The 26,983-nt window shown below is 58.4% G+C and carries 22 protein-coding genes; 8 read left to right on the forward strand and 14 right to left on the reverse strand.

Annotated elements, in window-relative coordinates; genetic code table 11:
* Positions 1 to 101: 101 nt before the first annotated feature.
* Both K2184_RS23960 and K2184_RS23965 read left to right on the forward strand, forming a co-directional pair.
* Complete coding sequence (locus K2184_RS23960; RefSeq protein ID WP_004111219.1) at positions 102 to 2,135, forward strand: choline transporter; 2,034 nt, start codon at positions 102 to 104, stop codon at positions 2,133 to 2,135.
* A 222-nt stretch (positions 2,136 to 2,357) separates the two neighbouring features.
* The gene (locus K2184_RS23965; RefSeq protein ID WP_004100044.1) at positions 2,358 to 2,510 is read left to right on the forward strand and encodes a Hok/Gef family protein; all 153 of its coding nucleotides are present in this window, start codon (positions 2,358 to 2,360) and stop codon (positions 2,508 to 2,510) included.
* Between the two features lie 145 nt (positions 2,511 to 2,655).
* Here the strand turns inward: K2184_RS23965 and yqaB are convergent, their stop codons facing one another.
* The 9 genes from yqaB to K2184_RS24010 all read right to left on the reverse strand — a co-directional run bounded on the left by yqaB (position 2,656) and on the right by K2184_RS24010 (position 12,322).
* Positions 2,656 to 3,237: a fructose-1-phosphate/6-phosphogluconate phosphatase gene (gene yqaB, locus K2184_RS23970; protein ID WP_024273891.1), complete on the reverse strand. Its 582-nt coding sequence runs from the start codon at positions 3,235 to 3,237 to the stop codon at positions 2,656 to 2,658.
* A gap of 74 nt (positions 3,238 to 3,311) precedes the next feature.
* Entirely contained in the window at positions 3,312 to 4,097 is a 786-nt protein-coding gene (locus K2184_RS23975; RefSeq protein ID WP_004111223.1) for an SDR family oxidoreductase, read from the reverse strand.
* 179 nt (positions 4,098 to 4,276) lie between these two features.
* Entirely contained in the window at positions 4,277 to 5,074 is a 798-nt protein-coding gene (locus K2184_RS23980) for an SDR family oxidoreductase (RefSeq protein ID WP_004100047.1), read from the reverse strand.
* A gap of 60 nt (positions 5,075 to 5,134) precedes the next feature.
* Entirely contained in the window at positions 5,135 to 6,190 is a 1,056-nt protein-coding gene (locus K2184_RS23985; RefSeq protein ID WP_004100048.1) for an ABC transporter permease, read from the reverse strand.
* Between the two features lie 17 nt (positions 6,191 to 6,207).
* Complete coding sequence (locus K2184_RS23990; protein WP_196557060.1) at positions 6,208 to 7,752, reverse strand: sugar ABC transporter ATP-binding protein; 1,545 nt, start codon at positions 7,750 to 7,752, stop codon at positions 6,208 to 6,210.
* Between the two features lies 1 nt (position 7,753).
* The gene (locus K2184_RS23995; RefSeq protein WP_017146389.1) at positions 7,754 to 8,374 is read right to left on the reverse strand and encodes a DUF2291 family protein; all 621 of its coding nucleotides are present in this window, start codon (positions 8,372 to 8,374) and stop codon (positions 7,754 to 7,756) included.
* Between the two features lie 43 nt (positions 8,375 to 8,417).
* Positions 8,418 to 9,353 carry a D-ribose ABC transporter substrate-binding protein gene (locus K2184_RS24000; RefSeq protein WP_004100051.1) on the reverse strand — a complete coding sequence of 312 codons (936 nt, stop codon included), beginning with the start codon at positions 9,351 to 9,353 and terminating at the stop codon, positions 8,418 to 8,420.
* Between the two features lie 133 nt (positions 9,354 to 9,486).
* Positions 9,487 to 11,007: an FGGY family carbohydrate kinase gene (locus K2184_RS24005; RefSeq protein ID WP_004100052.1), complete on the reverse strand. Its 1,521-nt coding sequence runs from the start codon at positions 11,005 to 11,007 to the stop codon at positions 9,487 to 9,489.
* Between the two features lie 364 nt (positions 11,008 to 11,371).
* Positions 11,372 to 12,322: a sugar-binding transcriptional regulator gene (locus K2184_RS24010; RefSeq protein WP_004100053.1), complete on the reverse strand. Its 951-nt coding sequence runs from the start codon at positions 12,320 to 12,322 to the stop codon at positions 11,372 to 11,374.
* 364 nt (positions 12,323 to 12,686) lie between these two features.
* Here K2184_RS24010 and K2184_RS24015 point away from each other — a divergent pair, with 364 nt between their 5' ends.
* Both K2184_RS24015 and K2184_RS24020 read left to right on the forward strand, forming a co-directional pair.
* Complete coding sequence (locus tag K2184_RS24015; protein WP_017146387.1) at positions 12,687 to 13,517, forward strand: transketolase; 831 nt, start codon at positions 12,687 to 12,689, stop codon at positions 13,515 to 13,517.
* On the forward strand, positions 13,510 to 14,445 hold the full coding sequence (locus tag K2184_RS24020; protein WP_004100059.1) for a transketolase family protein: 936 nt from the start codon (positions 13,510 to 13,512) through the stop codon (positions 14,443 to 14,445). Before K2184_RS24015 ends, K2184_RS24020 begins: the two co-directional genes overlap by 8 nt.
* Before the next feature lie 53 nt (positions 14,446 to 14,498).
* Here K2184_RS24020 and entD read toward each other — a convergent pair whose 3' ends face one another.
* A complete protein-coding gene (gene entD / locus K2184_RS24025) occupies positions 14,499 to 15,122 on the reverse strand; it encodes an enterobactin synthase subunit EntD (RefSeq protein WP_017146386.1) in 624 nt (207 codons plus the stop codon).
* 67 nt (positions 15,123 to 15,189) lie between these two features.
* On the reverse strand, positions 15,190 to 17,439 hold the full coding sequence (locus tag K2184_RS24030) for a TonB-dependent siderophore receptor (protein ID WP_004100062.1): 2,250 nt from the start codon (positions 17,437 to 17,439) through the stop codon (positions 15,190 to 15,192).
* A gap of 318 nt (positions 17,440 to 17,757) precedes the next feature.
* On the opposite strand from K2184_RS24030, the gene fes reads away from it, so the two are divergent.
* From fes to entF, 3 genes are read left to right on the forward strand one after another with little or no spacing between them, the layout of a single operon-like run.
* A complete protein-coding gene (gene fes / locus K2184_RS24035) occupies positions 17,758 to 18,957 on the forward strand; it encodes an enterochelin esterase (RefSeq protein ID WP_023329424.1) in 1,200 nt (399 codons plus the stop codon).
* A gap of 27 nt (positions 18,958 to 18,984) precedes the next feature.
* Positions 18,985 to 19,188 (forward strand): MbtH family protein, encoded by a 204-nt coding sequence (locus K2184_RS24040; protein ID WP_004100064.1) that lies wholly within the window; start codon positions 18,985 to 18,987, stop codon positions 19,186 to 19,188.
* Positions 19,189 to 19,198: 10 nt separating this feature from the next.
* The gene (entF, locus tag K2184_RS24045) at positions 19,199 to 23,080 is read left to right on the forward strand and encodes an enterobactin non-ribosomal peptide synthetase EntF (protein WP_163525222.1); all 3,882 of its coding nucleotides are present in this window, start codon (positions 19,199 to 19,201) and stop codon (positions 23,078 to 23,080) included.
* Positions 23,081 to 23,178: 98 nt separating this feature from the next.
* Here entF and fepC read toward each other — a convergent pair whose 3' ends face one another.
* Genes fepC through fepD form a run of 3 tightly spaced genes read right to left on the reverse strand, consistent with a single transcriptional unit; the run spans position 23,179 to position 25,966 of the window.
* Positions 23,179 to 23,973 carry an iron-enterobactin ABC transporter ATP-binding protein gene (gene fepC / locus K2184_RS24050; protein WP_004111265.1) on the reverse strand — a complete coding sequence of 265 codons (795 nt, stop codon included), beginning with the start codon at positions 23,971 to 23,973 and terminating at the stop codon, positions 23,179 to 23,181.
* Positions 23,970 to 24,962 (reverse strand): iron-enterobactin ABC transporter permease, encoded by a 993-nt coding sequence (gene fepG, locus K2184_RS24055; RefSeq protein ID WP_163525220.1) that lies wholly within the window; start codon positions 24,960 to 24,962, stop codon positions 23,970 to 23,972. Before fepG ends, fepC begins: the two co-directional genes overlap by 4 nt.
* The gene (gene fepD, locus K2184_RS24060; RefSeq protein WP_004111269.1) at positions 24,959 to 25,966 is read right to left on the reverse strand and encodes a Fe(3+)-siderophore ABC transporter permease; all 1,008 of its coding nucleotides are present in this window, start codon (positions 25,964 to 25,966) and stop codon (positions 24,959 to 24,961) included. Before fepD ends, fepG begins: the two co-directional genes overlap by 4 nt.
* Before the next feature lie 112 nt (positions 25,967 to 26,078).
* Here fepD and entS point away from each other — a divergent pair.
* Positions 26,079 to 26,983: enterobactin transporter EntS (gene entS, locus K2184_RS24065; protein ID WP_439237788.1), on the forward strand; the 905-nt coding region annotated here is incomplete at its 3' end.

A 26,983-nucleotide genomic window follows, 5' to 3' on the forward strand; every position in this document is an offset into this window, starting at 1 on the left:
TTATCTATTAAAGCGGTTTTTGATTGGACGTTCAATATAAAATGTGTCTTAATTGTTGCCGATTTTGGTTTTAATAGTTGCAAAAAAAGTAAGGAGAATGGATGACAGACCTTTCGCCGAGCAGAGAAAAGGACAAAATCAATCCGGTGGTTTTTTATACCTCCGCCGGACTGATTTTGTTGTTTTCCCTGATGACTCTCTTCTTCAGCGATTTTTCCGCGGCCTGGATTGGCCGTACCCTGAACTGGGTTTCAAAGACCTTCGGCTGGTACTATTTGCTGGCGGCAACGCTGTATATCGTGTTTGTGGTGTGCATCGCCTGCTCGCGTTTCGGTTCGGTGAAGCTCGGGCCGGAGCACTCGAAGCCGGAGTTTAGCGTCATGAGCTGGGCGGCAATGCTGTTCGCCGCCGGTATCGGTATCGACCTGATGTTTTTCTCCGTCGCCGAACCGGTGACCCAGTATATGCAGCCGCCGGAAGGGGCGGGGCAGACCATGGAGGCGGCGCGCCAGGCGATGGTATGGACGTTGTTTCACTACGGGCTGACCGGCTGGTCGATGTATGCCCTGATGGGGATGGCGCTGGGATACTTTAGCTATCGTTATAATTTACCCCTGACCATCCGCTCCGCGCTCTATCCGATCTTCGGCAAAAAGATTAATGGCCCAATCGGCCACAGCGTGGATATCGCCGCCGTTATCGGCACCATTTTTGGTATCGCCACCACCCTCGGGATTGGCGTGGTGCAGCTAAACTACGGCCTCAGCGTGCTGTTTGATATTCCGGATTCGCTGGGCGCGAAAGCGGCGCTGATCGTGCTATCGGTCATTATCGCCACCATCTCCGTGACCTCCGGGGTGGATAAAGGCATTCGTATCCTTTCCGAGCTTAACGTGGTGCTGGCCCTCGGGCTGATCCTGTTTATCCTGTTTATGGGCGACACCGAGTTTCTGCTCAACGCGCTGGTGCTCAATGTTGGCGACTATGTGAATCGTTTTATGGGCATGACCCTCAACAGCTTCGCCTTCGATCGTCCGGTCGAGTGGATGAACAACTGGACCCTGTTCTTCTGGGCGTGGTGGGTGGCGTGGTCGCCGTTTGTCGGCCTGTTCCTGGCGCGTATTTCACGCGGGCGCACCATTCGTCAGTTTGTGGTGGGAACGCTGATTATCCCGTTCACCTTTACGCTGCTGTGGCTGTCGGTGTTCGGCAATAGCGCGCTGTATGAAATCATCCACGGCAATGAGGCCTTCGCCGCCGAGGCGGTCGCCCACCCGGAGCGCGGCTTCTATAACCTGCTGGCGCAGTATCCGGCGTTTACCTTTAGCGCTTCGGTGGCGACGATTACCGGCCTGCTGTTTTACGTGACCTCCGCGGATTCCGGGGCGCTGGTGCTGGGTAACTTCACCTCGAAGCTGAAGGATATCAACAGCGATGCGCCAAACTGGCTGCGGATCTTCTGGTCGGTGGTTATCGGCCTGCTGACCCTGGGGATGCTGATGACTAACGGCATTTCCGCCCTGCAGAACGCGACGGTGATTATGGGGCTGCCGTTTAGCTTCGTGATCTTCTTCGTGATGGCGGGGTTATATAAGTCGCTGAAGGTTGAGGATTATCGCCGCGAGAGCGCCAACCGCGACACCGCCCCGCGACCGCTGGGCGTGCAGGATCGCCTGAGCTGGAAGAAGCGCCTGTCGCGGCTGATGAACTATCCCGGCACGCGCTATACCCGCCAGATGATGGAGACGGTGTGCTTCCCGGCGATGGAAGAGGTGGCGCAGGAGCTGAAGCTGCGCGGCGCCTACGTCGAGCTGAAAAGCCTGCCGCCGGAAGAGGGGGACAACCTGGGCCATCTCGACCTGCTGGTGCATATGGGCGACGAGCAGAACTTTGTTTATCAGATCTGGCCGCAGCAGTACTCCATTCCCGGCTTTACCTACCGGGCGCGCAGCGGGAAGTCGACCTACTATCGTCTGGAGACCTTCCTGCTGGAAGGGAGTCAGGGCAACGACCTGATGGACTACAGCAAAGAGCAGGTCATTACCGATATTCTTGACCAGTACGAGCGTCATTTGAACTTTATCCACCTGCATCGCGAAGCGCCGGGCAACAGCGTGACCTTCCCCGGAATGTAGGCTATCTAAACGTTTTCTGAAAAAGGATTGCAGCTGGTTAAATATACAGTGAAAAGCGCAGGGAAGCGTATGATGGCGGCGGGTGCCTGAGGCTTTCTGCGTTCAGGCTTAGGTGAGGATTCAGAAAGACGAAGCCCCAGGAGATGTTCCCATCAACCTGAGGCTCACGATCCAACCCTAGCACGTTGGATAGTAGCCTCTTCTTCGCATGGAGGCAACGAGATGCTGACAAAATACGCCCTGGTGGCAATCATCGTGCTGTGTCTGACAGCGCTGGGATTGACGTTAATGGTGCACGACTCGCTGTGCGAGCTGAGCATCAAAGAACGTAGTATGGAGTTCAAGGCCGTTCTCGCTTACGAAACGAAGAAGTAGCCGGTATGCGGGGAGCTATCCCCGCTTATCCGCAGGCTGGGTAAGGAACCTTAAGGCACCTTTTTTCTGCTGATCCGGGAGCAGGATGGACGGCGAGAGAACAGAGACCGGTTAAAAGCAAAAGCGCCGCCACCCTGCATAATGCTTATCTGGCAGGCGTCAGAGTATTGACGTCGACCACGTCCATACCTGCATTTTTTGCGGCTTCAATACCAAATCGTGAGTCTTCAAAAACCAGGCAGCGTTCAGGCTGAACCTTAAGCTCGCTGGCACATAATAAAAAAGTGTCGGCGGCGGGTTTATGATTTTTAACCCGGTCAGCGGAGACGATAGCGGCGAAATGCTGAGTTAATTGAAAGCGTGCAAGCAGTATATCCACGGTGCTACGTTCGCTTCCGGTTCCCAGCGCCAGGGGAATTTTGCCCTGCCACTGCTGTAAAATCTTCATGGCCGGTAAAAGCTGAATATCGACCGTCTGCAGCAAGTTCTCGATCGCCTGTTTTTTACGCTCGGCCAGGGAGAACGGATCGGCTCGTAATCCTTTTAAGGCCACAAGCTGGCTGGCCACCTGCCAGGGCGCTGAACCATTGAACGGAATCAGCTCCTCTTCAGAAATGGTGATATTGTCGGCAGCGAATACGCTCAGCCACGCTTTGCGGTGCAAAGGTTCGGTGTCAAAAAGCGTGCCATCCATATCAAAAATCAGGGCCTGATAGTGGCGATACATAATGATTGCCTGTGTGCTGTGATCATCGTCAGGGAGGGAAATGCGGGGAAAGCTCCCCGCATTGTTATACCGTCTTACCAGCAGACAAAGCCGCCATCGACAACCAGATCAACCCCGGTACAGAATGATGCCGCGTCGCTGGCAAGGAACAGCGCCGGACCGGCCATCTCTTCAACCTTCGCCATGCGCTGGATCGGCGTCTGGCTTTCGAACTCGCGGGTCTGATGAACCATCTCAGGGCGGGTGTTCATCGGCGTGGCGGTGTAGCCTGGGCTGATGGAGTTAACGCGGATCCCTTTGCCGATCCACTCCATCGCGAGGCTTTTCGACAGGTGGATCACGCCCGCTTTCGAGCAGTTGTAGTGCGCCTGATCGAGGCCGCGGTTAACAATAATGCCGGACATGGAAGCGATATTAATAATCGAGCCGCCGCCGGATTCCTGCATCAGTTCAGCTTCCGCCTTACAGGAGTTCCACACGCCGGTAAGGTTAATATCGATAACCCGCTGCCACTGCTCGGTTTCCATTTCCAGCGCCGGATTGGCATTAGCAATCCCGGCGGCGTTTACGGCGACATCAAGGCGGCCAAAGCGGCTTTTCGCCAGCGCGACGCCGGCGCGTAGGTCGCTAAGCTGACGAACATCGCCGGTGTAAAAACAGGCTCCGCCGCCGATCGCCTCAATATTTTTGACGGTTTCAGCAAGACCGCCGTCTTCACGTAGATCGAAGCAAACGACCCGGGCCCCCGCGCTGGCGAGTCCGTAAGCAATCATCTGGCCGATGCCGCTGCCCGCGCCGGTGACAAAGGCTACGCGGTCCTGCAGATTAAATAGCTGTTGGGCAAAATCTTTTGCGATCATAGTTATTTCTCTCTAAAAAATATTCTTTAGCATGCCCGGTGTTGGCGTTCCCGGAGGCGGCGAGTTGCGCCTGTCCGGGCTACGGGGCTTGTGCCGTCGGGTAGCCCGGACAGGTGCGCAGCACCGCCTCCGGGAGATGATTTGTGTAGCCTGACCTGAAAAATGCCAGGCTGGCGGCATTACGACATAATCAAGCCGCCATCGATATTGATGGTCTGCCCGGTGAGGTAGCGCGCGTCGTCGGAGGCGAGAAACGCCACCAGCCCGGCAACGTCTTCCGGTTTGCCGGCGCGCTTCATTGGAATGCCTTCGACCCACTCCGCCATTAGCTCGCCCTTACCGTAGCGCTTCTGCTCGGTGCTGAGGATCTCGCCCCAGACGCGGTCGTTGTAATCCCACATTTCGCTTTCAATAATGCCCGGACAGAAGGCGTTAACGGTGATATTCCACGGCGCCAGCTCGTGCGCCAGGCTTTGGGTGATGCCGATGACGCCCATTTTGCTGGCGGCATAGTGCGGGGTGTAGATAAAACCCTGTCGACCCTGGCCGGAAGAGGTATTGATCAGGCTGCCGTGGTTCTGCTTAACCATGTATTTGGCGGCTTCGCGGCAGCACAGCCAGACGCCGGTGGTGTTAACGGCGAGCACTTTTTCAAAGTCGGCTTTCGGCATGCGATCGTAATAGTCGATGGTGATCACGCCTGCGTTCTGGATAGAGACATCGATGGTGCCAAAACGCGCTGCAGCCTGCTCGTACAGCGACTGCACCTGCGCTTCGTCGGTCACATCAACCTGTAACGACAGGATATCGGCCTGATAGCGCTGGCGTAAGGTTTCCGCCGTTTCATGGACGCGCTCGGCGTTAGAGACCATCACCAGATTCGCACCATCGCGCGCAAAGCGCTCGGCGATACCTGCACCAATTCCGCGGCAGGCGCCGGTGATCACAACCGTTTTGTTCTGGAAATTTCTTTGCATGTTTTTCATCCCTTATTGAAGCCGGACGGCAGTGCGTCCGGCGGGGTAATAAATAGGTGATTAACTGGTGGCTCCTGCCGCAGCCAGCTTCTCCTCATGGCGGCGCATCAGGATGACTTTGTTCTGCAGTTTCTGCTGGAACTGGTCGACGACGACGGCGGTGACGATAACGACGCCTTTAATGACCATTTGCCAGAAATCGCTGACCCCCATCATCACCATGCCGTCGGCGAGGAAGACGATGACGAATGCGCCGATGATTGACCCGGTAACCCGGCCGCGACCGCCTGCCAGCGCGGTTCCGCCGAGCACGGTAGCGCCGATGGCGTCCATTTCGAACATATTGCCGGTCATCGGGTGCGCGGTTTGCAGCTGTGACGCGACGATGAGGCCAACGAATGCGGAGCACAGGCCGGAGAAGGCGTAAACGAAGATTTTTGCTTTGACGATAGGCACGCCGGCCAGGCGAGCGGCGGATTCATTACCGCCGATTGCATAGATATAGCGGCCCAGCGGGGTTTTGGTGGTCAGCCAGTAGCCCAGCAGCAGGAAGCCGATCATCAGCCAGATAGGCAGATAGATGCCCATCAGCGTCCCGGAGCCGAGAGTGGAGAAGCCGGTATTGCCCAGCGCTTCCATGCCGTTGAGGTTCGGATAGGTGCTGCCGTCGTTGAACAGCAGCGCCGAGCCTCTGGCGACATACATCATGCCCAGGGTGCAGATAAAGGGCGCCACGCCGAAGCGGGTGATTACCGCGCCGTTAACAAAGCCAACCAGCACGCCGAAGAGCGCCACGCAGAGGATCACCTCCGGCACGTTGAAAAAGATAACGCTGCCGTTCCATAAGGGCAGACCGTTGGTTAAGAGCGCCCCGGCAACCATACCGCAGATCCCGGCGACGGCGCCGACGGAAAGGTCGATACCGCCGGTCAGGATAACCAGCGTCATGCCGATGGCCAGCAGGCCGGTGATGGCCACGTGCTGGGTCATAATCAGCAGGTTAGATGTGGTCAGGAAATTCGGTACCATCACGCTGAAGAATGCGATAACCAGCAGCAGAGCGATAAACGTTCTGGCCTTCAGCAGGTACATATAAATCATATATTTCTGGTTCATGATAGGTTCCAGCCTGATTAATCTTGAGGTGTTGAAGCCGCGATCAATTTTTCGCGGGTAACCGCATGGCGCGGTAAATCGGCGGTAATCCGGCCATCGGCCATCACCAGAATGCGATCTGCCAGCGCCATAACTTCATCCAGCTCCGATGAAGAGAACATCACCGCCAGACCCTGTTGGGCCATTTTGCCGATCAGGTGATACACGTCAGTTTTCGCGCCGACGTCGATACCGCGAGTGGGCTCATCGAGAAACACCACTTCGGGCCTGGTCATCAACGCCTTGCCGAGCACCACTTTTTGTTGATTGCCGCCGCTGAGCGAGGTGATGGGCAGATCGGGGTCGCTGACCTTGATCGCCAGTTCGCGGATCATCTCTTTGACGCAGGTGATTTCTTTCTGCGGATTCAGCCATTTCCACGCCCGACGAAAGCCCTGAAGGCTGAAATCAGAGAGGGTCATATTCGATTGAATCGACATCATCTGCACCACGCCTTCTCCCTGGCGGTCTTCGGGAACCAGCGCCAGCCCTTTTTTCAGCCGCGCCTGGAACGGGGACTTTTCGATATTTTCGCCGTTGAGATGGACGTTACCGCTTTGGCAAGGCATTAATCCGACCAGGCCTTTAAACAGCTCCGTGCGTCCGGCGCCGAGCAGGCCATAGATGCCGATCACCTCTCCCTTACTTAAGGTGAAGGTCACGTCGTTGAGCTTATAGCCGCCGCTCGGGTGCAGCGCCGTTAAACCTTCAACGGCAAGGACCGCTTTGCCTTTCGGCGCGGGCCGGTAGTCGAAATGTTTTTTCTTATCGCCGACCATCTGTTCGATAATCCACGGGATACTGGCGTCGCTGACCTCGCGTTCACTGATAAAGCGTCCGTCGCGGAAAATGGTGATGTGGTCGCCAATTTCCATCAGTTCTTCGAGGCGGTGGGAAATATAGATAATGGTGACGCCGCGACGTTTAAGCTGTTCAATAACGTTAAACAGGATTTTGACTTCCGACTGGCTGAGCGCAGAGGTGGGCTCATCCATAATTAATACCCGGGTGTCTTTTGAAAGCGCGCGCGCAATTTCGACCAGCTGCTGATGGCCAATACCGAGCTCGCCGAGCTGGGTATAAGGGTCGACGTTGAGCTCCAGCCTCTCGAGTAATTTTTTGGCTAACTCGTATTGATATTTTTCGTTGATCTTTCCTTTTTGAAAGAACTCGTTAGCCATGAAAATATTATCCATGACGTTCATATTCGGAAATAAATTTAATTCCTGGAAAATGATGCTGATTCCCTGCTTTTCGGCCTGGTGAGTCGAGCTCAGGGTAACCGGAACGCCATCAAGAATAATTTGACCGGAGGAGGGTGTTTCAACGCCAGCAAGCATTTTCATCATGGTGGATTTACCCGCACCATTTTCACCGATCAGAACGTTTACTTTATTTCGATAGACCCGGTAATTGACGTTATCTAAGGCAACGACGCCGGGATAAACGCGCGATAATTCACGGGTTTCGATAATAACTTCAGATTCGACTGGTTGGGAATTGACGAGTTCTTGCCGCTGCATTTTATTGTCCTCCCAAACGAACAATTTTTGCCGGCGTAATATCAGGAACGGTCTGCGGAATATCCCAGGCCGAGAACACGCCATATACCTGCACCGCTTCACCGGTTTTAACCTGTGCCGTCTGGATCATTTTGACCGCATGTTCGTTAATCGCCCGGCTATATTCACCAAACAGCACCTGATCGTTGAAGTCCTGATAGCTGGCGCCCTGGTAGCCGTCGCGTAAAAGCGTGCCGCGCAGCGTCGGGCCAATCTGCACCACCACGTTGCCGCCGCTGGTATCCTGGATCGTCATTTTTCCGCTGCGGGAAGCGGAATCAATTTTGCTGATATTGCCTTCCACTTTGACGTAGAACACGCACGGGTTCTCATCCTGAGCGCGATAACCTAACGCATTGCAGGCGCTATCAATGTCTTTCGCCGTGCGCAGGGCAGTCATTAACTCGGCAACGGGGCGAGCCCTGGCCACAACCTGAGGAACGACCTGCTCTTGCCATGTCCGATCGATATCCGCCATATGCGGATTAGGCGGGGATTTCAGGTCGGCCAGCTCCTGCTGAGAAACAATTCGGCAGCCTCCGAGGGCAACAACGACCAGCATCAGCGAGATTTTTTTATACATAATACTCTCCTGTGCGCCCCGGAAGGGGCGCAACAACCTGGAATCAGGATTTGATATTGAAGTCCTGAACTTTGTCTGCATTGTCCTGGGTGATCAGAATGCCGCGGAACATCACGCGCTGCCTGGCCGGTTTTTCGCCTTTTTGCAGGTAGTTATCGAGGTCGGTCACTCCCTGAGCGGCGATGGCCTGCGCCTGAAGCATCACGGTGGCCTGCAGGGTGCCGGCTTTTACCGCGTCGCGCTCATCGTTGCTGCCATCGATACCGACCACCACCACGTCGTTGCGATTAGCGGCTTTCAGCGCGGCAATGGCGCCAAGCGCGACAGGACCGTTGCCGCAAATCACGCCTTTCACGTCGGGGTGCGCCTGCAGGATGCTGTCCATAATGCGTTTGCCGTCGATTAACGTGCCCTTTGCGTCCTGCTTAGCGACGCTGACCATATCCGGGTACTGGTCGATAACCTGGTGGAAAGATTTTGAACGCGTTACGCAATTATTATCCGCCAGGTTACAGGTCAGCTCGGCGTATTTGCCTTTCTCCGCCATTTTCTCGACAAATACGTTGGCGACTTCAGAACCGGCCTGGAAGTTATTATGGGTAATTTGCTCCAGCGCAATATCATCGACAGGAATTTCACGGTTGATTAAAACCACCGGAATACCCGCTTTCTTCGCTTTTTCAATGGCGGCGACGCTGGCGGTGGAGTCGGCGTTATCCAGAATAATGCCCTGAACTTTTTTACCGATGGCGGTATCGATCAGCTCGTTCTGTTTTTTGACATCTTCGCCATGGGACAGAATGGTAGTTTGATATCCCAGCTCTTTGGCTTTCTCGCTGGCGCCCTTGGCTTCAGAGGCGTAATACGGGTTATCCAGCGAGTTAACCATGATCATAATGGTGCCTTTTTCTGCGGCCTGAGCGGCAAAAGAAAAGGCGGTCAGGGTAGCAGCAGTTAAAAGCGTTAAACGTAATTTCATGACAATTTTCTCTCTTGGTTGTTATTGTCGGGTACGGTGAAACAACGTAAGGCCTGTAAATCGAGTTTATGGGCCGGGGGTCTCCTTTTGTTGATGAGTAAGGTGCGTCACGCGTGCGATTCCCTGGTGGGCGTCAGGCGGACGTTGCCGGTTTCCATAATGTTCTGTTCACCGCATGGCGCCACTCCTGCCATCTCTTCTGCAGGCGCTGGTGGCGGGCCATATCGGGAATAAATTCGCTATGTTCGGTTAAAAAGGCTTTCAGGTCGGTGACCGTTCCCGGATTCAGGGCCTTGCGCGCAAGGAGGGCTGCGCCAATCGCCGACAGTTCGGCAACGTCGCTGCGCATCACCGGGCAGCCGAGCAGGTCAGCCTGATACTGCATTAACCAGTCGTTTTTGGTCGGGCCGCCGTCGACCATCAGCGCCGCTAAATGGAAGTCATCCTGCTGGCGCATGGCGACGACGACATCGGCGATTTGATAGGTAATGGATTCCAGCGCGGCGCGAATCAGATGGGCGCGCTTGACGCCGCGGCTCAGACCGCAAATCACGCCGCGGGCGCTGTCGTCCCACCACGGTGCGCCGAGGCCGGTTAAGGCTGGTACAAAATAGACGCCAAGAGTGGAGTCCACGGAGCCGGGAAGGGTGTTAAGCTCGTGAGCCAGTTCGGCATCCGAAAGCTCGCTTAACCCGGTGCTGTCGGCCATCCACGCCACGGCGTCGCCGGTATGGGGAATATTACCTTCGAGCCCGTAGGTGATGCTGTCGCCGTCGTGCCAGGCGATGGTGGTGGCCAGCGCGTCGATATCGCACTGTGCGGATTTTACCGGCGCCATCACCGATGACCCCGTACCGTAGGTGGCTTTAACACAGCCGAGTTCGCCCAGTGCGTGGCCAAACAACGCGGCGTGGGAATCCCCGACCATCGCCATCACCGGAATACCGTCAGGAATATTATTCAGCCCGCGGGTATAGCCAAATAATCCGCTGGACGGTTTAATCTCCGGCAGCGCGGCGCGTGGGATCTGGAACAGCGCCAGCATTTCGTCGTCCCACTGGCCGGTTTGCAGGTTCAGTAGCTGCGTGCGCGCGGCATTGGAATAATCGCAATGAAACGCTTCGCCCTGGGTTAAGTTCCACAGCAGCCAGCTGTCGATAGTGCCGAGGCAGATTTCTCCCCGCTCTGCCAGCATGCGACCCTCAGGAATGGATTCCAGCAGCCAGCGCATTTTTGAAGCAGAGAACAGGGGGGCAATCGGCAGGCCGGTAGCGGCCTTAATTTGTTGCTCAGTACCGTCGCGGCGTAGTTCATCGCAAAACGCAGCGCTGCGGGTACATTGCCAGGTGATAGCCGCGTTGATCGGCTTACCGCTCTGGCGATACCAGCCGATCGCCGTCTCGCGCTGATTGCTGATGGCTAAGGCAGCGATGTTTTCCGCGCCAACGTGTTCAACCGCTTGCGCAATAACGTCCAGTGACGCCTCTACCAGCACTTCTCCCGACTGCTCAACCCAGCCCTCACGCGGTGTTTGAATCGCCAGCGGCTGGGAGAATTTCACCACGACCTGGCCGCGGCTATCGAGCACGACGGCTTTGGCATTCGTGGTGCCTTCGTCCAGTGCAATGATGAACTCTTTAGGTGTTGCCTGCATTAGGTAGTCTCCTGAGTCACACTTCGTCCTGGTGCGGAGGGCAAAAGGTGAGCATTCCTCTTGTTCGCATTGCTTCCTGGCAGGGCATGATGTGACAATTCGTTTTCACTTTTTTAATCACTGAATATATATTCGATAGTGATTATTTATTTGATACCTTAGCCAGAAACTTCCCGTCGGGCTACTGGAAAAGTTATCAATTGTGCTGGCAATCACACTTATCCGATCGGCGAAGCGTTCAGCTATGGGTGGGAAAGGAGGTGATTTGAGAGTTTTATGTCATTGAAATATAATGACTTATTTGCGTAACCTTTACGCTTCTGGCAAAGCGTAAAGGCTGTGGGAAAGTGTTTGAGTGAGGAAATTAACCGGCAATAAGCAGTCTGGCCGTTGGGTAATCGGTGATCAGAACATCGATATAACCGCCCGAAAGCGCACCTTTGATAGCTGCGACCTTCTCGCTGCCGCCGGCCAGGGCCACCACGTTAGGGCACTTCTTCACCTTCTCCAGCGCCATACCGATAACAGGATCTTCATCATCGCGTAACACTGCTCTGCCGTTTTTATCGTAATAGTGCAGGCAAATGTCACCCACGGCACCGCGTTCCGCCAGCACCTGCAGCATATCTTCGTGATAGTAGTTGCCGGATGTTTTCAGCAGCTGCGAAGGTTCAAGAATACCGATCCCGACAATCGCGATATCGACTTCATCAAAGCGGGCAATAACGTCGGCGACATCTTTACTGGCAACAAGACGATTCTTCTCCTCGGTGGATCCTTCAATGCTCTGTGAAGGGAGCAGCCAGGCTTCACAGTTCAGATGCTGCGCCAGGGTCTGGGTGAGAATAGTGGCCTGCACGTTGCCGTTCGGCCCTACGCCGCCGAGCAACTGGATGACGCCGCTGGCTTTCAGGTTTTGGGCGTGTACTTCATCCACCATCGCGCGGATGGTGGAACTCCACGAAGAGACGCCAATCAGATCCTTTGGCCGTAATCGCGTTTCGAGGTAGTGGGCAGCGGCGGAACCGATAGCGCGCTTGATGGTGTGATCGCTAGCATCCTCTTCGGTATCCACCACGATGGCTTGCTTAATTCCGTAACGATCCTCAAGACCTTTTTCAAGGTTAAGAAAAATATTTGATGGCTGAACAACGCTAATTTTCACCACGCCCTCTTTCTGGCAGCGGGTGATCGCTCGGGAGATAAATGACTGAGAAAGCGAGAGAAGTTGAGCAATGTCGGACTGCTTGCGTCCTTCGAGATAGTAGAGCGTGGCAATCTTAACTAATAGCCGTTGTTCATCCTGCTTAGCCATATATTTCCCCGAAAATCATTTACGTGCAGCCATTATCTTAGAGCTCATTATCATACGCGAAAAGAAAAGACATTTAAGTGTGATGAATATCTAACTTTCGCCAATCCTCAAAATCAGCTATGGACAAAAACAGAACAGTAGCCGCATAATTGAATAAAGAATCGTTACTGAATATATATTCATGGCGATTTCAGGTCAACTGAAAAGTGCCCGGGTGAAGTGATACCCGGTGGTAAGGAGGCAGAATGTTCCTGAGTATGATGCAGCGGCGTGAGCCCTACGATGCGTTGCCTGGGGATATCTGGTTTTTTTAGTCCCTGACGGAATAAATATTCCAAGTTGAAAATAAATTCAGAGGTATTAAATGAATCCCTATAGCTATGATGTCCAGGCACTTGAGCGTAAAGCCCGCGCCGTACGTCGCCATATCGTCAGATTGAATGCCAATAGCCCTGCTGGCGGGCACACCGGCGCCGACCTGTCGCAGGTTGAACTGCTCACTGCGCTCTATTTTCGCATTATGAACGTCGCGCCGGACCGCGTGGATGATGACCAGCGCGATATCTACATCCAGTCGAAAGGCCATGCGGTGGGCTGCTACTACTGCGTGCTGGCCGAAGCGGGCTTCTTCCCGGTTGACTGGCTGGAAACCTATCAGCATGCGAATTCTCATCTTCCTGGTCACCCGGTTCGTCAGAAAACGCCGGGGATTGAACTCAACACCGGCGCGCTGGGCCACGGTTTGCCTGTTGCGGTGGGGCTGGCGCTGGCTGCGAAAAAAAGCAACAGCACCCGCCGCATCTTTTTAATTACCGGCGATGGCGAACTGGCGGAAGGCAGCAACTGGGAAGCGGCGCTGGCTGCGGCGCACTACGGCCTTGATAACCTCGTCATTATTAATGACAAAAACAATCTCCAGCTGGCGGGGCCGACGCGGGAAATTATGAATACCGATCCGCTGGCCGATAAATGGAAGGCCTTCGGAATGACGGTTACCGAATGCCAGGGTAACGACATGGCGTCGGTGGTGGCGACCCTGGAAGGGCTGAAGCAGGAAGGTAAACCCAACGTTATTATCGCCAACACCACGAAAGGTGCCGGTATTTCCTTTATCCAGGGGCGCCCGGAGTGGCACCACCGGGTACCGAAAGGCGAAGAAATTACACTGGCACTGGAGGAACTGAAAGATGAGTAATGCAGAACACCTGGCGAGCGTGATGGTTCAGGCCTTTATTGATGCAGTCGACAGCGGTGTCGATCTGGTGCCGGTGGTGGCTGACTCCACGTCAACGGCCAAAATCGCGCCGTTTATTAAACAGTTCCCCGGGCGTCTGGTGAACGTGGGCATCGCCGAGCAGAGCATGGTCGGGACGGCGGCGGGCCTGGCCCTGGGGGGGAAAGTGGCGGTCACCTGTAACGCCGCGCCGTTCCTGATTTCCCGCGCCAATGAGCAGATTAAAGTCGACGTTTGCTATAACAACACCAACGTTAAGCTATTTGGCCTTAACGCCGGCGCCAGCTACGGCCCGCTGGCCAGCACCCATCATGCGATTGATGACCTGGCGGTGATGCGCGGCTTCGGCAATATCCAGATTTTCGCCCCGTCTTCGCCGCGTGAATGCCGGCAGATTATCGATTACGCCATCGGCTATCAGGGGCCGGTCTATATTCGTCTTGACGGCAAGGCGCTGCCGGAACTGCATGATGAAAGCTATCGCTTCGTGCCGGGAGCGGTCGTTACGCTGCGGGAAGGCGAGGATATCGCTCTGGTCGCTACCGGATCGACGGTGCATGAGATCGTCGATGCCGCGCAGATGCTGGCCGACGCGGGGATTCAGGCTAAAGTGGTGAGCGTGCCGTCCATTCGCCCTTGCGATACCGCCGCGCTGCTGGCTGCGCTGAAACCGTGCAAGGCGGTGATAACGGTGGAGGAGCATAACGTCAACGGCGGGTTGGGTAGCCTGGTGGCGGAAGTGCTGGCTGAGGCCGGGGCGGCAATTCCGCTCAAACGCCTGGGGATCCCGGATGGTGAGTATGCGGCGGCGGCAGATCGCGGCTGGCTGCGTAAACACCACGGTTTCGATGCCGCTTCCGTCGCCGGGCTGGCGCAGAAAATGCGCTGACTTTACGCCGGCTTAAACCGATAACCCGTGCGGCTGCCGCGCGGGTTTTGCTTTTACGCCGCGCAGAGCGTAATGACGTAGTCACCGGCCTTAATCCATTGCAGCCGATACTCCCCGGCGGAGAGCCGAAGAAGCAGATTTCCCTCCTTTATATACGCCAGCGTAAAATCGCTAAAACCGACGCCCGCCTGTACGTCGGGATGGCTGGCCTTAAACGCGCTCTCTTTCGCCGAAAATGCCAGCGTGAGCGCCAGCTCGGGGCCCAGGCCGCTGGCGTCCAGCAGACTTTTTTCCGCGCTGTTGATGATGCAGCTTTCCAGCTCAGCCGCCAGGTCAGGAGTCAAGATGCGCTCAATATCAACGCCGATCGGCCGGACAGAGACGACTGCCAGCGCGCTGCGTTCACAGTGGCTTATGCTGCCGTACCACGGGTGCGGCCATAGGGGCTGGCGTTGGTCGCCAATGGCAGGGACTTCTGTCTCACCGACTTCCCGCAGCGCATAAACCGCAGCGATACGCCCGGCAAGATGTTCGCTCTGCCGCTTGCGGGCGCAGCCGGTTAGCCGGGCATGGTGCGGCAGCCAGAGGAGATCTTCAGGCCGAAAGGTCAATGGGTCGAAATCGACACGCTGCAGCGAGCGATCGGCAAGCTGAATGATAGAACGTTGGGTTTGCATAGGGGGATGTTAACAGATTCTCCCCTCCGCCCTCTATGGGAAGAGGGCGGGGGGAACGGCCGGACAATCAGAAGTGGGTATTGACGCCCAGATACCAGGTGCGGCCTGATTCGTTATAGGTATTGGCGCCAGCGCCAGCCATATAAGAAACATCCGTCAGGCTACCGGTGGTTTGCGCATTACCCGCGCGCCAGTGGCGCTTGTCGAAGACGTTATCCACGCCGCCGGTCAGGCTGACGTTTTTCGTCACATCCCAGGTGGCGCTCAGGCCAACGATGCTGTAAGGGCTGACTTCATCCGTTTCAGAACCCACCGCCGGCTCACCTTTGTAGTTATATTTCTTCGGCTGCTGCTTGCCGTACCAGGTGAAGGTCGACTGCACCGAAATATCCTCCTGAATCTGCCAGCTCAGAGTGGAGTTCAGGGTATATTCCGGAATAATCGACAGACGATCGCCGGTTTTCTTGTTTTTACTTTGCAGCATATAAGTGATGTTATTGGTCCAGTTCACCGTTTCGCTGACCGGCACGTTCAGGGTGCCTTCGAGACCTTCAACCACCGCTTTAGGCACGTTTTCCCACTGATAGATATCGGTTTTCACTTTACCGTTCGTCGTCTGTGAAATCGGCGCGTAGCCCGCTTCGATTTTATCGCGGTAGTCGTTACGGAACCATGTCACACCCGCCAGCCAGCCGTCGCGTTTAAACTCAAGGCCAATCTCTTTGTTGATGCTGGTTTCGGCTTTCAGGTCATCGTTACCCATCATGTAGCAACCGGTACCGTTGCCGCTGGCATAGCAGCCCTGGCCTTTACTATAGAGAATATAGTTCGGGTTGGTTTGGTACAGGCTCGGCGCTTTATAGGCGCGGGCGATGCCCATTTTTAACGTGAAGTCATCCCACAGACCCTGAGACAAGTTAAGCGACGGGCTCCAGTTGTTGCCGACGATCGTGTGATGATCGAAACGCAGCGCCGGCGTCAGCATGGTGGTGTCGGTCAGCTCCACGTTGTCTTCGGCAAACAGGGAGAAGATCTCGGCCTTCGAGTATGGGCTACGGCCGGTGCTGTCATAGCCGTCGATATCGCCGCCCATAAAGGTCTGGGTATTTGACGCCAAATCCTTCATCCGCTGCTGATTCCACTCGGAGCCCAGCGTCAGGTTCTGGTTAAACACCAGATCCAGAGGGATGTTGACTTCGCTGTGCAGCATCACGTCGGCGAGGTCGATATCGCTGAACTGGTTGCTGTTGAAGATACCTTCCGTGCCGCCTGCCAGACCTTCGCCTTTACGCGAGTTACGGGTACGTTCGTACTGGGCCCAGTTGCTGGTGGTCACGCCGTTATCCCAGCCGCCGTTCCAGGTGACGGAATAAGTCTGGCGATAGAGGCGGTTCGTCTCTTTCCCGTAGTTCTCTTTCACCAGATCGTTAGTATTGGTGTTCTGCGTATCGCCCGCGTAGAGGTTGCCCTGACGGCTGTAACCGGATTCAAACTCCAGCGACTGCATCGGCGCGAAATCCCAGCGCACGACGCCGTTAATATTCTTATTTTTCACCCCTTCACGCCCGGCAGGCATGGTATTGGCATAGGCGCCGGTACGCTCGGATTGATGTCCGTCGTTGATATCCCAGGCATCGGCCTGGGTTTTGTCGAGGTTGCCCAGCAGGCGGAAGCTGAAATCGCCCCCCAGCGGGCCGCTGAGGCTAAAGTTGGTGCGTTTAGTCGAACCTTCGTCTTTATGCTCCGGGGCGTTCATGTAGGTATTCCATGAACCGTGCCATTCGCCGTCGCTCTTCTTGGTGATGATATTGACCACGCCGCCCGCCGCGCCGTTGCCGTAGCGCGCGGCCGCCGGGCCGCGAATGACTTCAATACGTTCGATCAGCTCCGGCGGTACCCATGAGGTATCGCCGCGGGTATCGCGCTCGCCGCGCCAGCCCAGACGTACGGAGTTGCGGCTGGTCACGGGCTTGCCGTCAATCAGGATCAGGGTGTTTTCCGGGCCCATGCCGCGAATATCAATCTGGCGATTGTTGCCGCGCTGGCCGCTGGTGGAGTTGCCGGTCAGGTTTACGCCCGGCATGGTACGGATAATTTCAGATACGTCGCGCGCAGGCGGACGTTTACGAATTTCATCTGCGGTGATGGTTGATACGCCAGGCGCCTGCAGGTTCTGCTCGGCGGCGGTGACAACCATGGTTTCATCAGCGGTTGCGGTTTTGCTATCGGAGACCGTTTCCGCCGCGCTTAGCGGAAAAGCAGCCCCGTAGATTCCCAGATTGACCAGCAAGGCCAGGGATTTGATCCTGTTATTCATTGTAAATCCTGCTTTTTGTCGCCGCCTTCCCCAAAGGCCCCTTCCCGTCGGGAGGGGAGGCGGTATCAATGTTGCCGGTAGAGAGCACAGGCACTCCGTCGCTGACCAGAACCCGGCTTTCGGGCTAAATTGTTTCCCCGAAAGTCCCGGCGCTGCATAAGCTCTCTCTGACATGTTTATTTTTTAAAAGACGCGCTTCCCACAGCGCGCTAATACGCTATTGCAAATGAAAATAGTTATCAATAATATTATCAATAAATATTGCGTTTATTAATGCGTTTGTTGATAAATGTCACGATAAACATAGGGTTGAAAGGAATGCATAAGATAGGATGCGACGACTGGTGGCGCCATATCTCCGGTCCGCAAATTGAGGTCGTGGACGACGCGTATCGGGTGACCTTTTGGTGGCGCGATCCGGCGGGCAACGAAGCCTCTTCGCCAACCCGGCGGGTATGGATTTATATTACCGGCGTGACTGACCATCATAAAAACGCCGTACCGCAAACGCTGCAGCGCATTCCCGGTACCGATGCCTGGTGCTGGCAAACCACTCTCTCTGCCGCCTGGCGCGGCAGCTACTGCTTTATTCCTTCCGCGCGGGACGACGACTTTTCCCCTCAGCTTTTTAACGGCGACAGCCCGGACCGCGCGTTGCTGCGCGAAGGCTGGCGCAAGCTGCTGCCGCGGGCGATTGCCGACCCGCTTAATCCGCAAAGCTGGAAGGGCGGGCGCGGCCACGCGGTCTCTGCGCTGGAGCTGCCGGACGCCCCCGAACAGCCCGGCTGGGCGCTGCGTGATGAACCTTATCAGCCGCCGGTCTGCATTGAATGGCAGAGCCAGCGACTCGGCAACCGTCGGCGGATATGGATTTACGCCACCGGCGATGCGCAGCCGCAAGCGCGCCCGCTGGCGATTTTGCTTGATGGTCAGTTCTGGGCAGAAAGCATGCCGGTATGGGCGCCGCTAGCAGGATTAACCCGCGAGAAGCGGTTACCGCAGGCGGTTTATCTGCTGATTGACGTTATCGATAACCAGCATCGCGCCGAAGAGCTTCCCTGCAATGAAACGTTCTGGCTGGCGGTTCAGGAAGAGCTGCTGCCGATGGTTCACCGGATAGCACCTTTCAGCGATAGCGCCGACCGAACCGTGGTGGCAGGCCAGAGCTTTGGCGGCCTGGCCGCGATGTTCGCCGCGCTCTACTGGCCCCGGCGCTTTGGCTGCGTGCTCAGCCAGTCTGGCTCCTACTGGTGGCCGCATCGCGGCGGCGCGCAGACGGGCCTGCTGATTGAGCGGCTCAGCCGCGGCGAAATACAGCCGCAAGGGCTACGCATCTGGCTGGAGGCCGGCGTTCGCGAGCCGATCATTTTTCGCGCGAACCAGGCGCTGCTGACGCATCTGGAACAGCAGACGATTTTCTGGCGTCAGGTTGACGGCGGACATGATGCGCTTTGCTGGCGCGGCGGGCTGACGGCCGGGCTCATCCAGCTGTGGCAGCCATTAGGCCGTGAAGAGTAGCAAAGCGCGATTTACGAGGAATTTGATATGCAATTCAGTAACCCCTTCGACAATCCGCAAGGGCAGTTTTACATTCTGCGCAATGACCAGCAGCAGTTCAGCCTGTGGCCGCACCACTGCGCCCTGCCGGAAGGCTGGACGGTAGAGTGCCCGCCGCAGTCGTTAGAGGCGTGCAACGCCTGGCTGGCGGAGAACTGGTCAACGCTTACCCCCGCGCACTATGCATCCTGAGGAGCTCACAATGACCACACGTTTACCGCTGGTTGCGGCTCAGCCGGGGATCTGGATGGCGGAGCGCCTCTCGACGCTGCCCGGCGCCTGGAGCGTGGCCCACTATGTTGAGCTGCGCGGCGATATCGACCCGACCTTGCTCGGGCGGGCGATTGTCACCGGGCTCTCTCAGGCTGACACCCTCAGCATGCGTTTTTGTGAAGATAACGGCGAAGCCTGGCAGTGGGTCGATGAAAATCGTCATTTTGCCGAGCCGGACTATCGGGATCTGCGCACGTCGCACGACCCGCACGCTGCCGCGCTGGCGCTGATGCAGGCCGATCTCGGGCAAAACCTGCGCGTGGACGGCGGTAATCCGCTGGTCTGCCATCAGCTGCTGCGGGTGGGGGATAAGTGCTGGTACTGGTATCAGCGTTACCATCATTTGCTGGTCGATGGCTTCAGTTTCCCGGCCATTACCCGCCAGATCGCCGCGATTTATCGCGCATGGCAGCGCGGCGAAGAGACGCCAGCTTCGCCGTTCACGCCGTTTGCCGAGGTGGTGGAAGAGTACCAGCGCTACTACGGCAGCGACGCCTGGCAGCGTGATAAACAGTTCTGGCAGGCGCAGCGTCAGGCGCTGCCGGCTCCGGCCTCCCTTTCCGACGCGCCGCTGGCGGGAAGGGCGACCAGCACCGATATCTGGCGCATGAAGCTGGAGGTCGACGCCGGCGTATTTAGCCGGCTGGCGGCAGGCGCGCCGCAGTGCCAGCGCGCGGATCTGGCGCTGGCGCTGACCGCCCTGTGGCTGGGACGGCTGTGCAGCCGAATGGATTACGCCGCGGGCTTTATTTTCATGCGCCGCATGGGCTCTGCGGCATTAACCGCTACCGGCCCGGTGCTCAACGTTCTGCCGCTGGCGGTCAATATTGACGCCCGGGAAACGCTGGCGGAGCTGGCCATGCGTCTTGCCGGACAGCTCAAGAAAATGCGCCGCCACCAGCGCTATGATGCCGAACAGATTGTCCGCGACAGCGGCAGGGCGGCGGGCGATGAACCGCTGTTTGGCCCGGTACTCAATATTAAAGTCTTCGACTATCAGCTGGATATCGACGGCGTACAGGCGATTACCCACACCCTGGCCACCGGCCCGGTCAATGACCTGGAGCTGGCGCTCTTCCCGGATGAAACCGGCGGTCTATCGCTGGAGGTGCTGGCGAACAAGCAGCGATATGATGAACAGACGCTGCGCGGGCATATCGCCCGTCTATCTTCTTTGCTGACTCAGTTTGCCGATAATCCCACTCTGCCCTGCGGCGAGGCGAATATGCTGTCGGCGGCGGAAAACCAACGCCTGGCGCAGGTGAACGCGACCGCTGTCGACCTGCCGCTCACCACCCTGAGCGCGCTGGTGGCGGCGCAGGCGGCAAAAACCCCGGATGCCCCGGCGCTGGCGGATGGCTGCTGGCAGTTTAGCTACCGTGAGATGCGCCAGCAGGTGGTAGCGCTGGCCGAGCGTCTGCGCGCACGGGGCGTCAAACCGGGCGATAGCGTGGCGGTCGCGCTGCCGCGTTCGGTGTTCCTGACGCTGGCGCTGCACGGCATTGTTGAGGCCGGAGCCGCGTGGCTGCCGCTGGATACCGGCTATCCCGACGACCGCTTGCGGATGATGCTGGAAGACGCCCGTCCGTCGCTGCTGATCACCTCTGAGGATCAGCTGGCGCGCTTTAGCGATATTCCCGGCCTGGAAAGCCTCTGCTACCAGCAGCCGCTGGCGGCGGGCGAGTCCGCGCCGCTGGCGCTCTCGCAGCCGGAGCATACCGCGTATATCATCTTTACCTCCGGCTCCACCGGGCGGCCGAAAGGGGTGATGGTCGGGCAGACCGCCATCGTCAACCGCCTGCTGTGGATGCAGGACCACTATCCGCTCTGTGCTGAGGATGTGGTGGCGCAGAAAACGCCGTGCAGCTTTGATGTCTCGGTATGGGAGTTCTGGTGGCCGTTTATCGCCGGCGCGCAGCTGGTGATGGCCGAGCCGGAAGCCCACCGCGACCCGCTGGCGATGCAGCAGTTTTTTGCCCGCTACGGCGTGACAACGACCCACTTTGTGCCGTCGATGCTCGCGGCGTTCGTTGCCTCGCTGGAGGCGGAAAACGTCGATTGTTGTCAAACCCTGCGCCGGGTATTCTGTAGCGGAGAGGCGCTGCCGACGGCGCTATGCCGTGAATGGGAGCAGCTCACCGGCGCGCCGCTGCATAACCTGTACGGCCCGACGGAAGCCGCGGTGGACGTCAGCTGGTATCCGGCCTGCGGGCCCGAACTGGCGGCAGTCACCGGCGCCAGCGTACCGATTGGCTGGCCGGTGTGGAATACCGGCTTGCGCATCCTTGATGCCGCCATGCGCCCGGTACCGCCGGGCGTGGCGGGGGATCTCTACCTGACCGGCATTCAGCTGGCGCAGGGCTATCTGGGGCGTCCCGATTTGACCGCCAGCCGCTTTATTGCCGACCCCTACGCGCCGGGCGAGCGGATGTACCGCACCGGCGATGTTGCCCGCTGGCTGGATAACGGCGCGGTCGAGTATCTCGGACGCAGCGACGACCAGCTAAAAATACGCGGCCAGCGAATTGAGCTGGGCGAAATTGACCGCGCGCTATCTGCGCTGCCGGACGTTGCGCAGGCGGTGGCTCACGCCTGCGTCTTCAACCAGGCGGCGGCGACCGGCGGCGATGCCCGTCAGCTGGTGGGCTATCTGGTTTCTGCTTCCGGTCTGCCGCTGGACACCGCCGCGCTCAAAGCGCAGCTTGGCGAACAGCTACCGCCGCATATGGTGCCAGTGGTGCTGATTCAGCTGCCGGCGCTGCCGCTAAGCGCCAATGGCAAGCTGGATCGTAAAGCGCTGCCGTTACCCACGTTGAGCAGTGAGCGCAGCGGACGTCCGCCGGAGCCGGGCGTGGAAACTGCCGTTGCCGCAGCGTTCAGCCAGCTGCTCGGCTGTGAGGTGAACGACATCGACGCCGATTTCTTCGCCCTTGGCGGCCATTCGCTGCTGGCGATGCGCCTGGCGGCGCTGCTGAGCCGCGAACTGGAACGCCAGGTGACGCCTGGCCAGATAATGGTCGCTTCTTCCGTCGGCAAGCTGAGCGCGCTGCTGGCATCGGATCTGAGCGATGAGCAGGCGCAACGGCTGGGCTTCGACGCGATCCTGCCGCTGCGCGAGAGCGACGGCCCGACGCTGTTTTGCTTCCATCCGGCTTCCGGTTTTGCCTGGCAGTTCAGCGTGCTGGCGCGTTATTTAAGCCCGCGCTGGTCGATCGTCGGCATTCAGTCGCCGCGACCGCAGGGGCCGATGGCGACGGTGGCGGATCTGGATGCGGTATGTGAACATCATCTGCAAACCCTGCTTTCGCAGCAGCCGCGCGGCCCGTACTATCTGTTTGGCTATTCGCTCGGCGGTACCCTGGCGCAGGGAATTGCCGCCCGTTTACGCCAGCGCGGCGAAGCGGTGGCCTTCCTCGGGCTGCTGGATACCTGGCCGCCCGAGACGCAGAACTGGGCGGAGAAAGAGGCGAACGGTCTGGATCCTGAGGTGCTGGCGGAAATTGCCCGCGAACGTGAGGCGTTTCTGGCCGCCCAGCAGGGGCAGGCTTCCGGCGAGCTGTTCAGCGTGATTGAAGGCAACTATGCCGATGCGGTGCGCCTGCTGACTACCGCGCACAGCGCGAAGTTTGACGGTAAGGCGACGCTGTTCGTGGCGGAGAAAACCCGGCAACCCGGGATGGACCCGCAGGTGGTGTGGGGGCCGTGGATCGGCGAGCTGGAGGTGTTTAGCCAGGATTGCGCCCACGTGGATATTATCTCTCCGCAGGCTTTTGAAGCGATCGGTCCGGTGGTCAGGGAGATACTCGGTTAGGGATCGATGAACTCCCGGGTTGCGGCTGACGCCTTACCCGGGCTACCGTTTGTGCCAGATTGGGTAGCCCGGCTAAGCGCAGCGCGAGCCGGGAATTTCTACTTGCGACCCAGCGGCACTACCAGCGGTGTATGCGCCACCGGATCGTCAATAATCGTACAGCGCAGGCCGTAAATCTTCTCGATCAGCGCCGCGTTGACAATCTCCTTCGGCGCGCCCTCGGCGACGATTTTACCGTCGCGCAGGGCAATCAAGTGGGTGGCGTAGCGGCAGGCCTGATTCAGGTCGTGCAGCACCGCCGCCAGCGTATAGCCCTTTTCTCGATTCAGCTCGCTCAGCAGCTCCAGCAGATCGATTTGATGGCTGATATCCAGCCAGGTGGTGGGCTCATCCAGCAGCATAATTGCCGTTTCCTGGGCCAGCACCATGGCGATCCACGCCCGCTGGCGCTGGCCGCCGGAGAGCGTATCGACGCTTTGTTGCGCGAGGTCGGTAATGCCGGTGGCCTTCATCGCCCTGGTGACCGCCTCTTCATCCTCTTTGCGCCAGCGGGTAAACAGCGGCTGGTGCGGATAGCGGCCGCGGGCGACCAGCTCCTGAACCGTTATATCCCCCGGCGTGGTGGCGTTCTGCGCCAGCAGGCCGATGCGCTTTGCCACCTCTTTACTGGCGTAATGCTGGATCTGTTCGCCGTCGAGCCAGACATGGCCGCTGGTAGGCGTCATCAGGCGGCTCAGGGTGCGCAGCAGGGTCGACTTACCGCAGCCGTTGGGACCGATAATCGCGGTAAAGTGGCCATCGGGAATGGTGACGTTCAGCGATTCGGCGATGGTCTTTTTGCCGTACGCCAGGGTCAGCCGATCGCCGCGCAAACGGGAGGTAACAGCGGTCATTTTTTGCGGGACTCCTGAATTAACAACGCGATGAGGTAGATGCCGCCAATGCTGACGGTCACCACGCCCACCGGTAACTGATAGGGCATAAACAGACGCTGCGCGGCGTAGTCGGAGATGGCCAGCAGCAGGGCGCCGCACAGCGCCGCCTGAGTCAGCCCCCAGCGCGCGGTACCGCTGAGGCGGCGCGCGATATGCGGGGCCACCAGGGCGATAAATGAAATCGGCCCGGCGAGCGCGGTGGCGGCGGCGGTCAGTACCACCCCGACCAGCATCATCAGCAGGCGCGAACGCTCAACCCGCACGCCCAGCGCACAGGCGGTATCGTCACCCATCTCCAGCAGCCGCATGCGCCGCGCCAGCAGCGCCCCGCAAACCAGCATCAAGAAAATCAGCGGCGCGGAGGGCCAGGTTTTTCCCCAGGTCAGTCCGTTAAGCGAGCCGGCATACCACAGCCCGGCGGAGAGGGCGGTTTCCAGCGAAGCGCGCAGCAGTAGCCAGGTATTGAATGCTACCAGCATGGCGCGGACGCCGATGCCGATAATAATCAGGCGAAAGGTTTCAATCCCGTTGCGCCACGCCAGTATCCAGACCACCAGCGCGGTGAGGATCCCGCCAGCCATGGCTGCCGCGGCGATGGCCGCCAGGTTCTGGCCGAACATGACCATGGCGACCAGCACGCCGCTCCACGCCCCGGTGTTAAAACCCATCACGTCCGGACTACCCAAGGGGTTGCGGGTGAGCGACTGGAAAATCGCGCCGCTGACGCCGAGGGCGGCGCCGATCAGCAGCGCCATCAGCACGCGGGGCAGGCGCCACTCGGTCACCACCAGGGTGATATTGCGCGGCGCATCGCCGAGCAGCGCGGAGATAACTTGTTCAACGCTTAACGGTACCAGGCCGGTGCCGAGCCCCCACAGGGAGACCAGGGCGCTGGCGATCAGCAGCAGCAGGCAGCTAAACATCAGGCGGCGGGACGGGGCCATCACATTCCACCTCCGCGCGGCTGGCGGCGGACCAGCCAGATCAGCACCGGCGCGCCGATAAAGGCGCTGACTACCGAAACCCGCAGCTCACCGGGGACCAGCAGACGGCCCAGCACGTCGGCAAACAGCAGCAGGGCAGGGGTGGCCAGCAGGGTGACCGGCAGCGACCAGCGATGATCCGCGCCCACCAGCCAGCGGGCCATATGCGGCATCATCAGGCCAATAAAGGCGATGGGCCCGACCACCGCTGTGGCGCTGCCGCACAGGACGGTAATCGCCAGCAGGCCGATAAGCTGGGTACGTGCCACCCGGCTGCCGAGCGCGGTGGCCGTATCGTTACCGAGGCTCAGGCTGTTTAAGGCCCTGCTCAGCAATAGCGTCACCAGGCCGGCAATGAGTACCGGGATCAGGACAATTTTAAGGGTTTGCAGGGTGCGCACGTCCAGCGAACCCGCCTGCCAGAAGCGCAGCTGATCGTAGACGTCGGGGTTGAGCAGGGCGATACCGCTGGAAAGGCCTTCCAGCACCGCCGCCAGGGCGACCCCCGCGAGGGTCAGGCGAACCGGGCTCAGCTGGCCGCCGCCCTGGCTGCCGGTAAAGGCGACCAGCAGCGAGGCGCCGAACGCGCCGCAAAAGGCCATCAGCAGCTGCTCCTGCGGTGAGGAGATACCAAACAGCGCCGCACCCAGCACGATAGCGAAGCTGGCGCCGGAGTTGACGCCGAGGATCCCCGGATCCGCCAGCGGGTTACGGGTCAGCGTTTGCATCAGCGCTCCGGCCAGGCCCAGCGCGGCGCCGGCCAGCAGCCCGGCAAGGGTTCGCGGCAGTCGGGCATCAAGGACGATGGTGCAATCGGCGCTCTGGCAGGTGCCGGCGAAAGCATCGATGACGACGCTAAACGGTAGGGGTTTGGCGCCGATCAGCAGGCTGAGCGCAACCGCAATGATTAAGACGATTAAAAGACCCGGCACGGCAAAGGCGCGCGCCGCGGTCGTTGAAGACGACATGGCTTACATCCCTGACATGATAATGATAGTAATTATCGTTATCGATTCTATCCAGTTATGTTAGCATGTGCACCCATAAAAATGGTATGGAAAATAATAACAAGGCGCTGTCATGAACCGACAATCCTGGCTGCTGAATCTCAGCTTGCTGAAAACCCACCCGGCCTTTCGCGCCGTCTTTATCGCCCGGTTTATCTCAATTCTGTCGCTTGGCCTGCTGGGCGTGGCGATCCCGGTACAGATCCAGATGATGACCCATTCGACCTGGCAAGTGGGGCTGTCGGTCACCTTAACCGGCGGTTCGATGTTTGTCGGTCTGATGATCGGCGGCGTGCTTGCCGACCGCTATGAGCGTAAGCGACTGATCCTGCTGGCGCGCGGCACCTGCGGCATCGGCTTCGTCGGCCTGTGCCTCAACGCTATGCTGCCGGAACCGTCGCTCATCGCAATCTATCTGCTGGGCATCTGGGACGGCCTGTTTGCCTCAATCGGCGTGACCGCGCTGCTGGCGGCGACCCCAGCGCTGGTTGGCCGGGAAAATCTGATGCAGGCCGGGGCGATCACTATGTTGACGGTGCGGCTGGGATCGGTCATTTCACCGATGATCGGCGGTCTGCTGCTGGCAACCGGCGGCGTGGCCTGGAACTACGGGCTGGCGGCGGCAGGTACTTTTATAACGACGCTGACCCTGCTGCGTTTGCCACGGCTGGCGCCGCCGCCGCAGCCGCGCGAGCACCCGCTAAAATCGCTGAACGCGGGATTGAAGTTTCTGTTTAACAGCCCGCTTATCGGCGGCATTGCGCTGCTTGGCGGACTGCTGACGATGGCCAGCGCGGTGCGCGTGCTCTATCCGGCGCTGGCCGGAAGCTGGCAGATGTCGGCGTCGCAGATTGGCCTGCTGTACGCGGCGATCCCTTTGGGAGCGGCGTTCGGCGCGTTGACCAGCGGACAGCTGGCGCAGACGGCGAAGCCCGGCGTGCTGATGCTGGCGACCACCGTCGGCTCGTTTGTGGCGAT

Source organism: Klebsiella sp. K5-306 (assembly GCF_051835185.1).
GTDB lineage: Bacteria > Pseudomonadota > Gammaproteobacteria > Enterobacterales > Enterobacteriaceae > Klebsiella > Klebsiella oxytoca.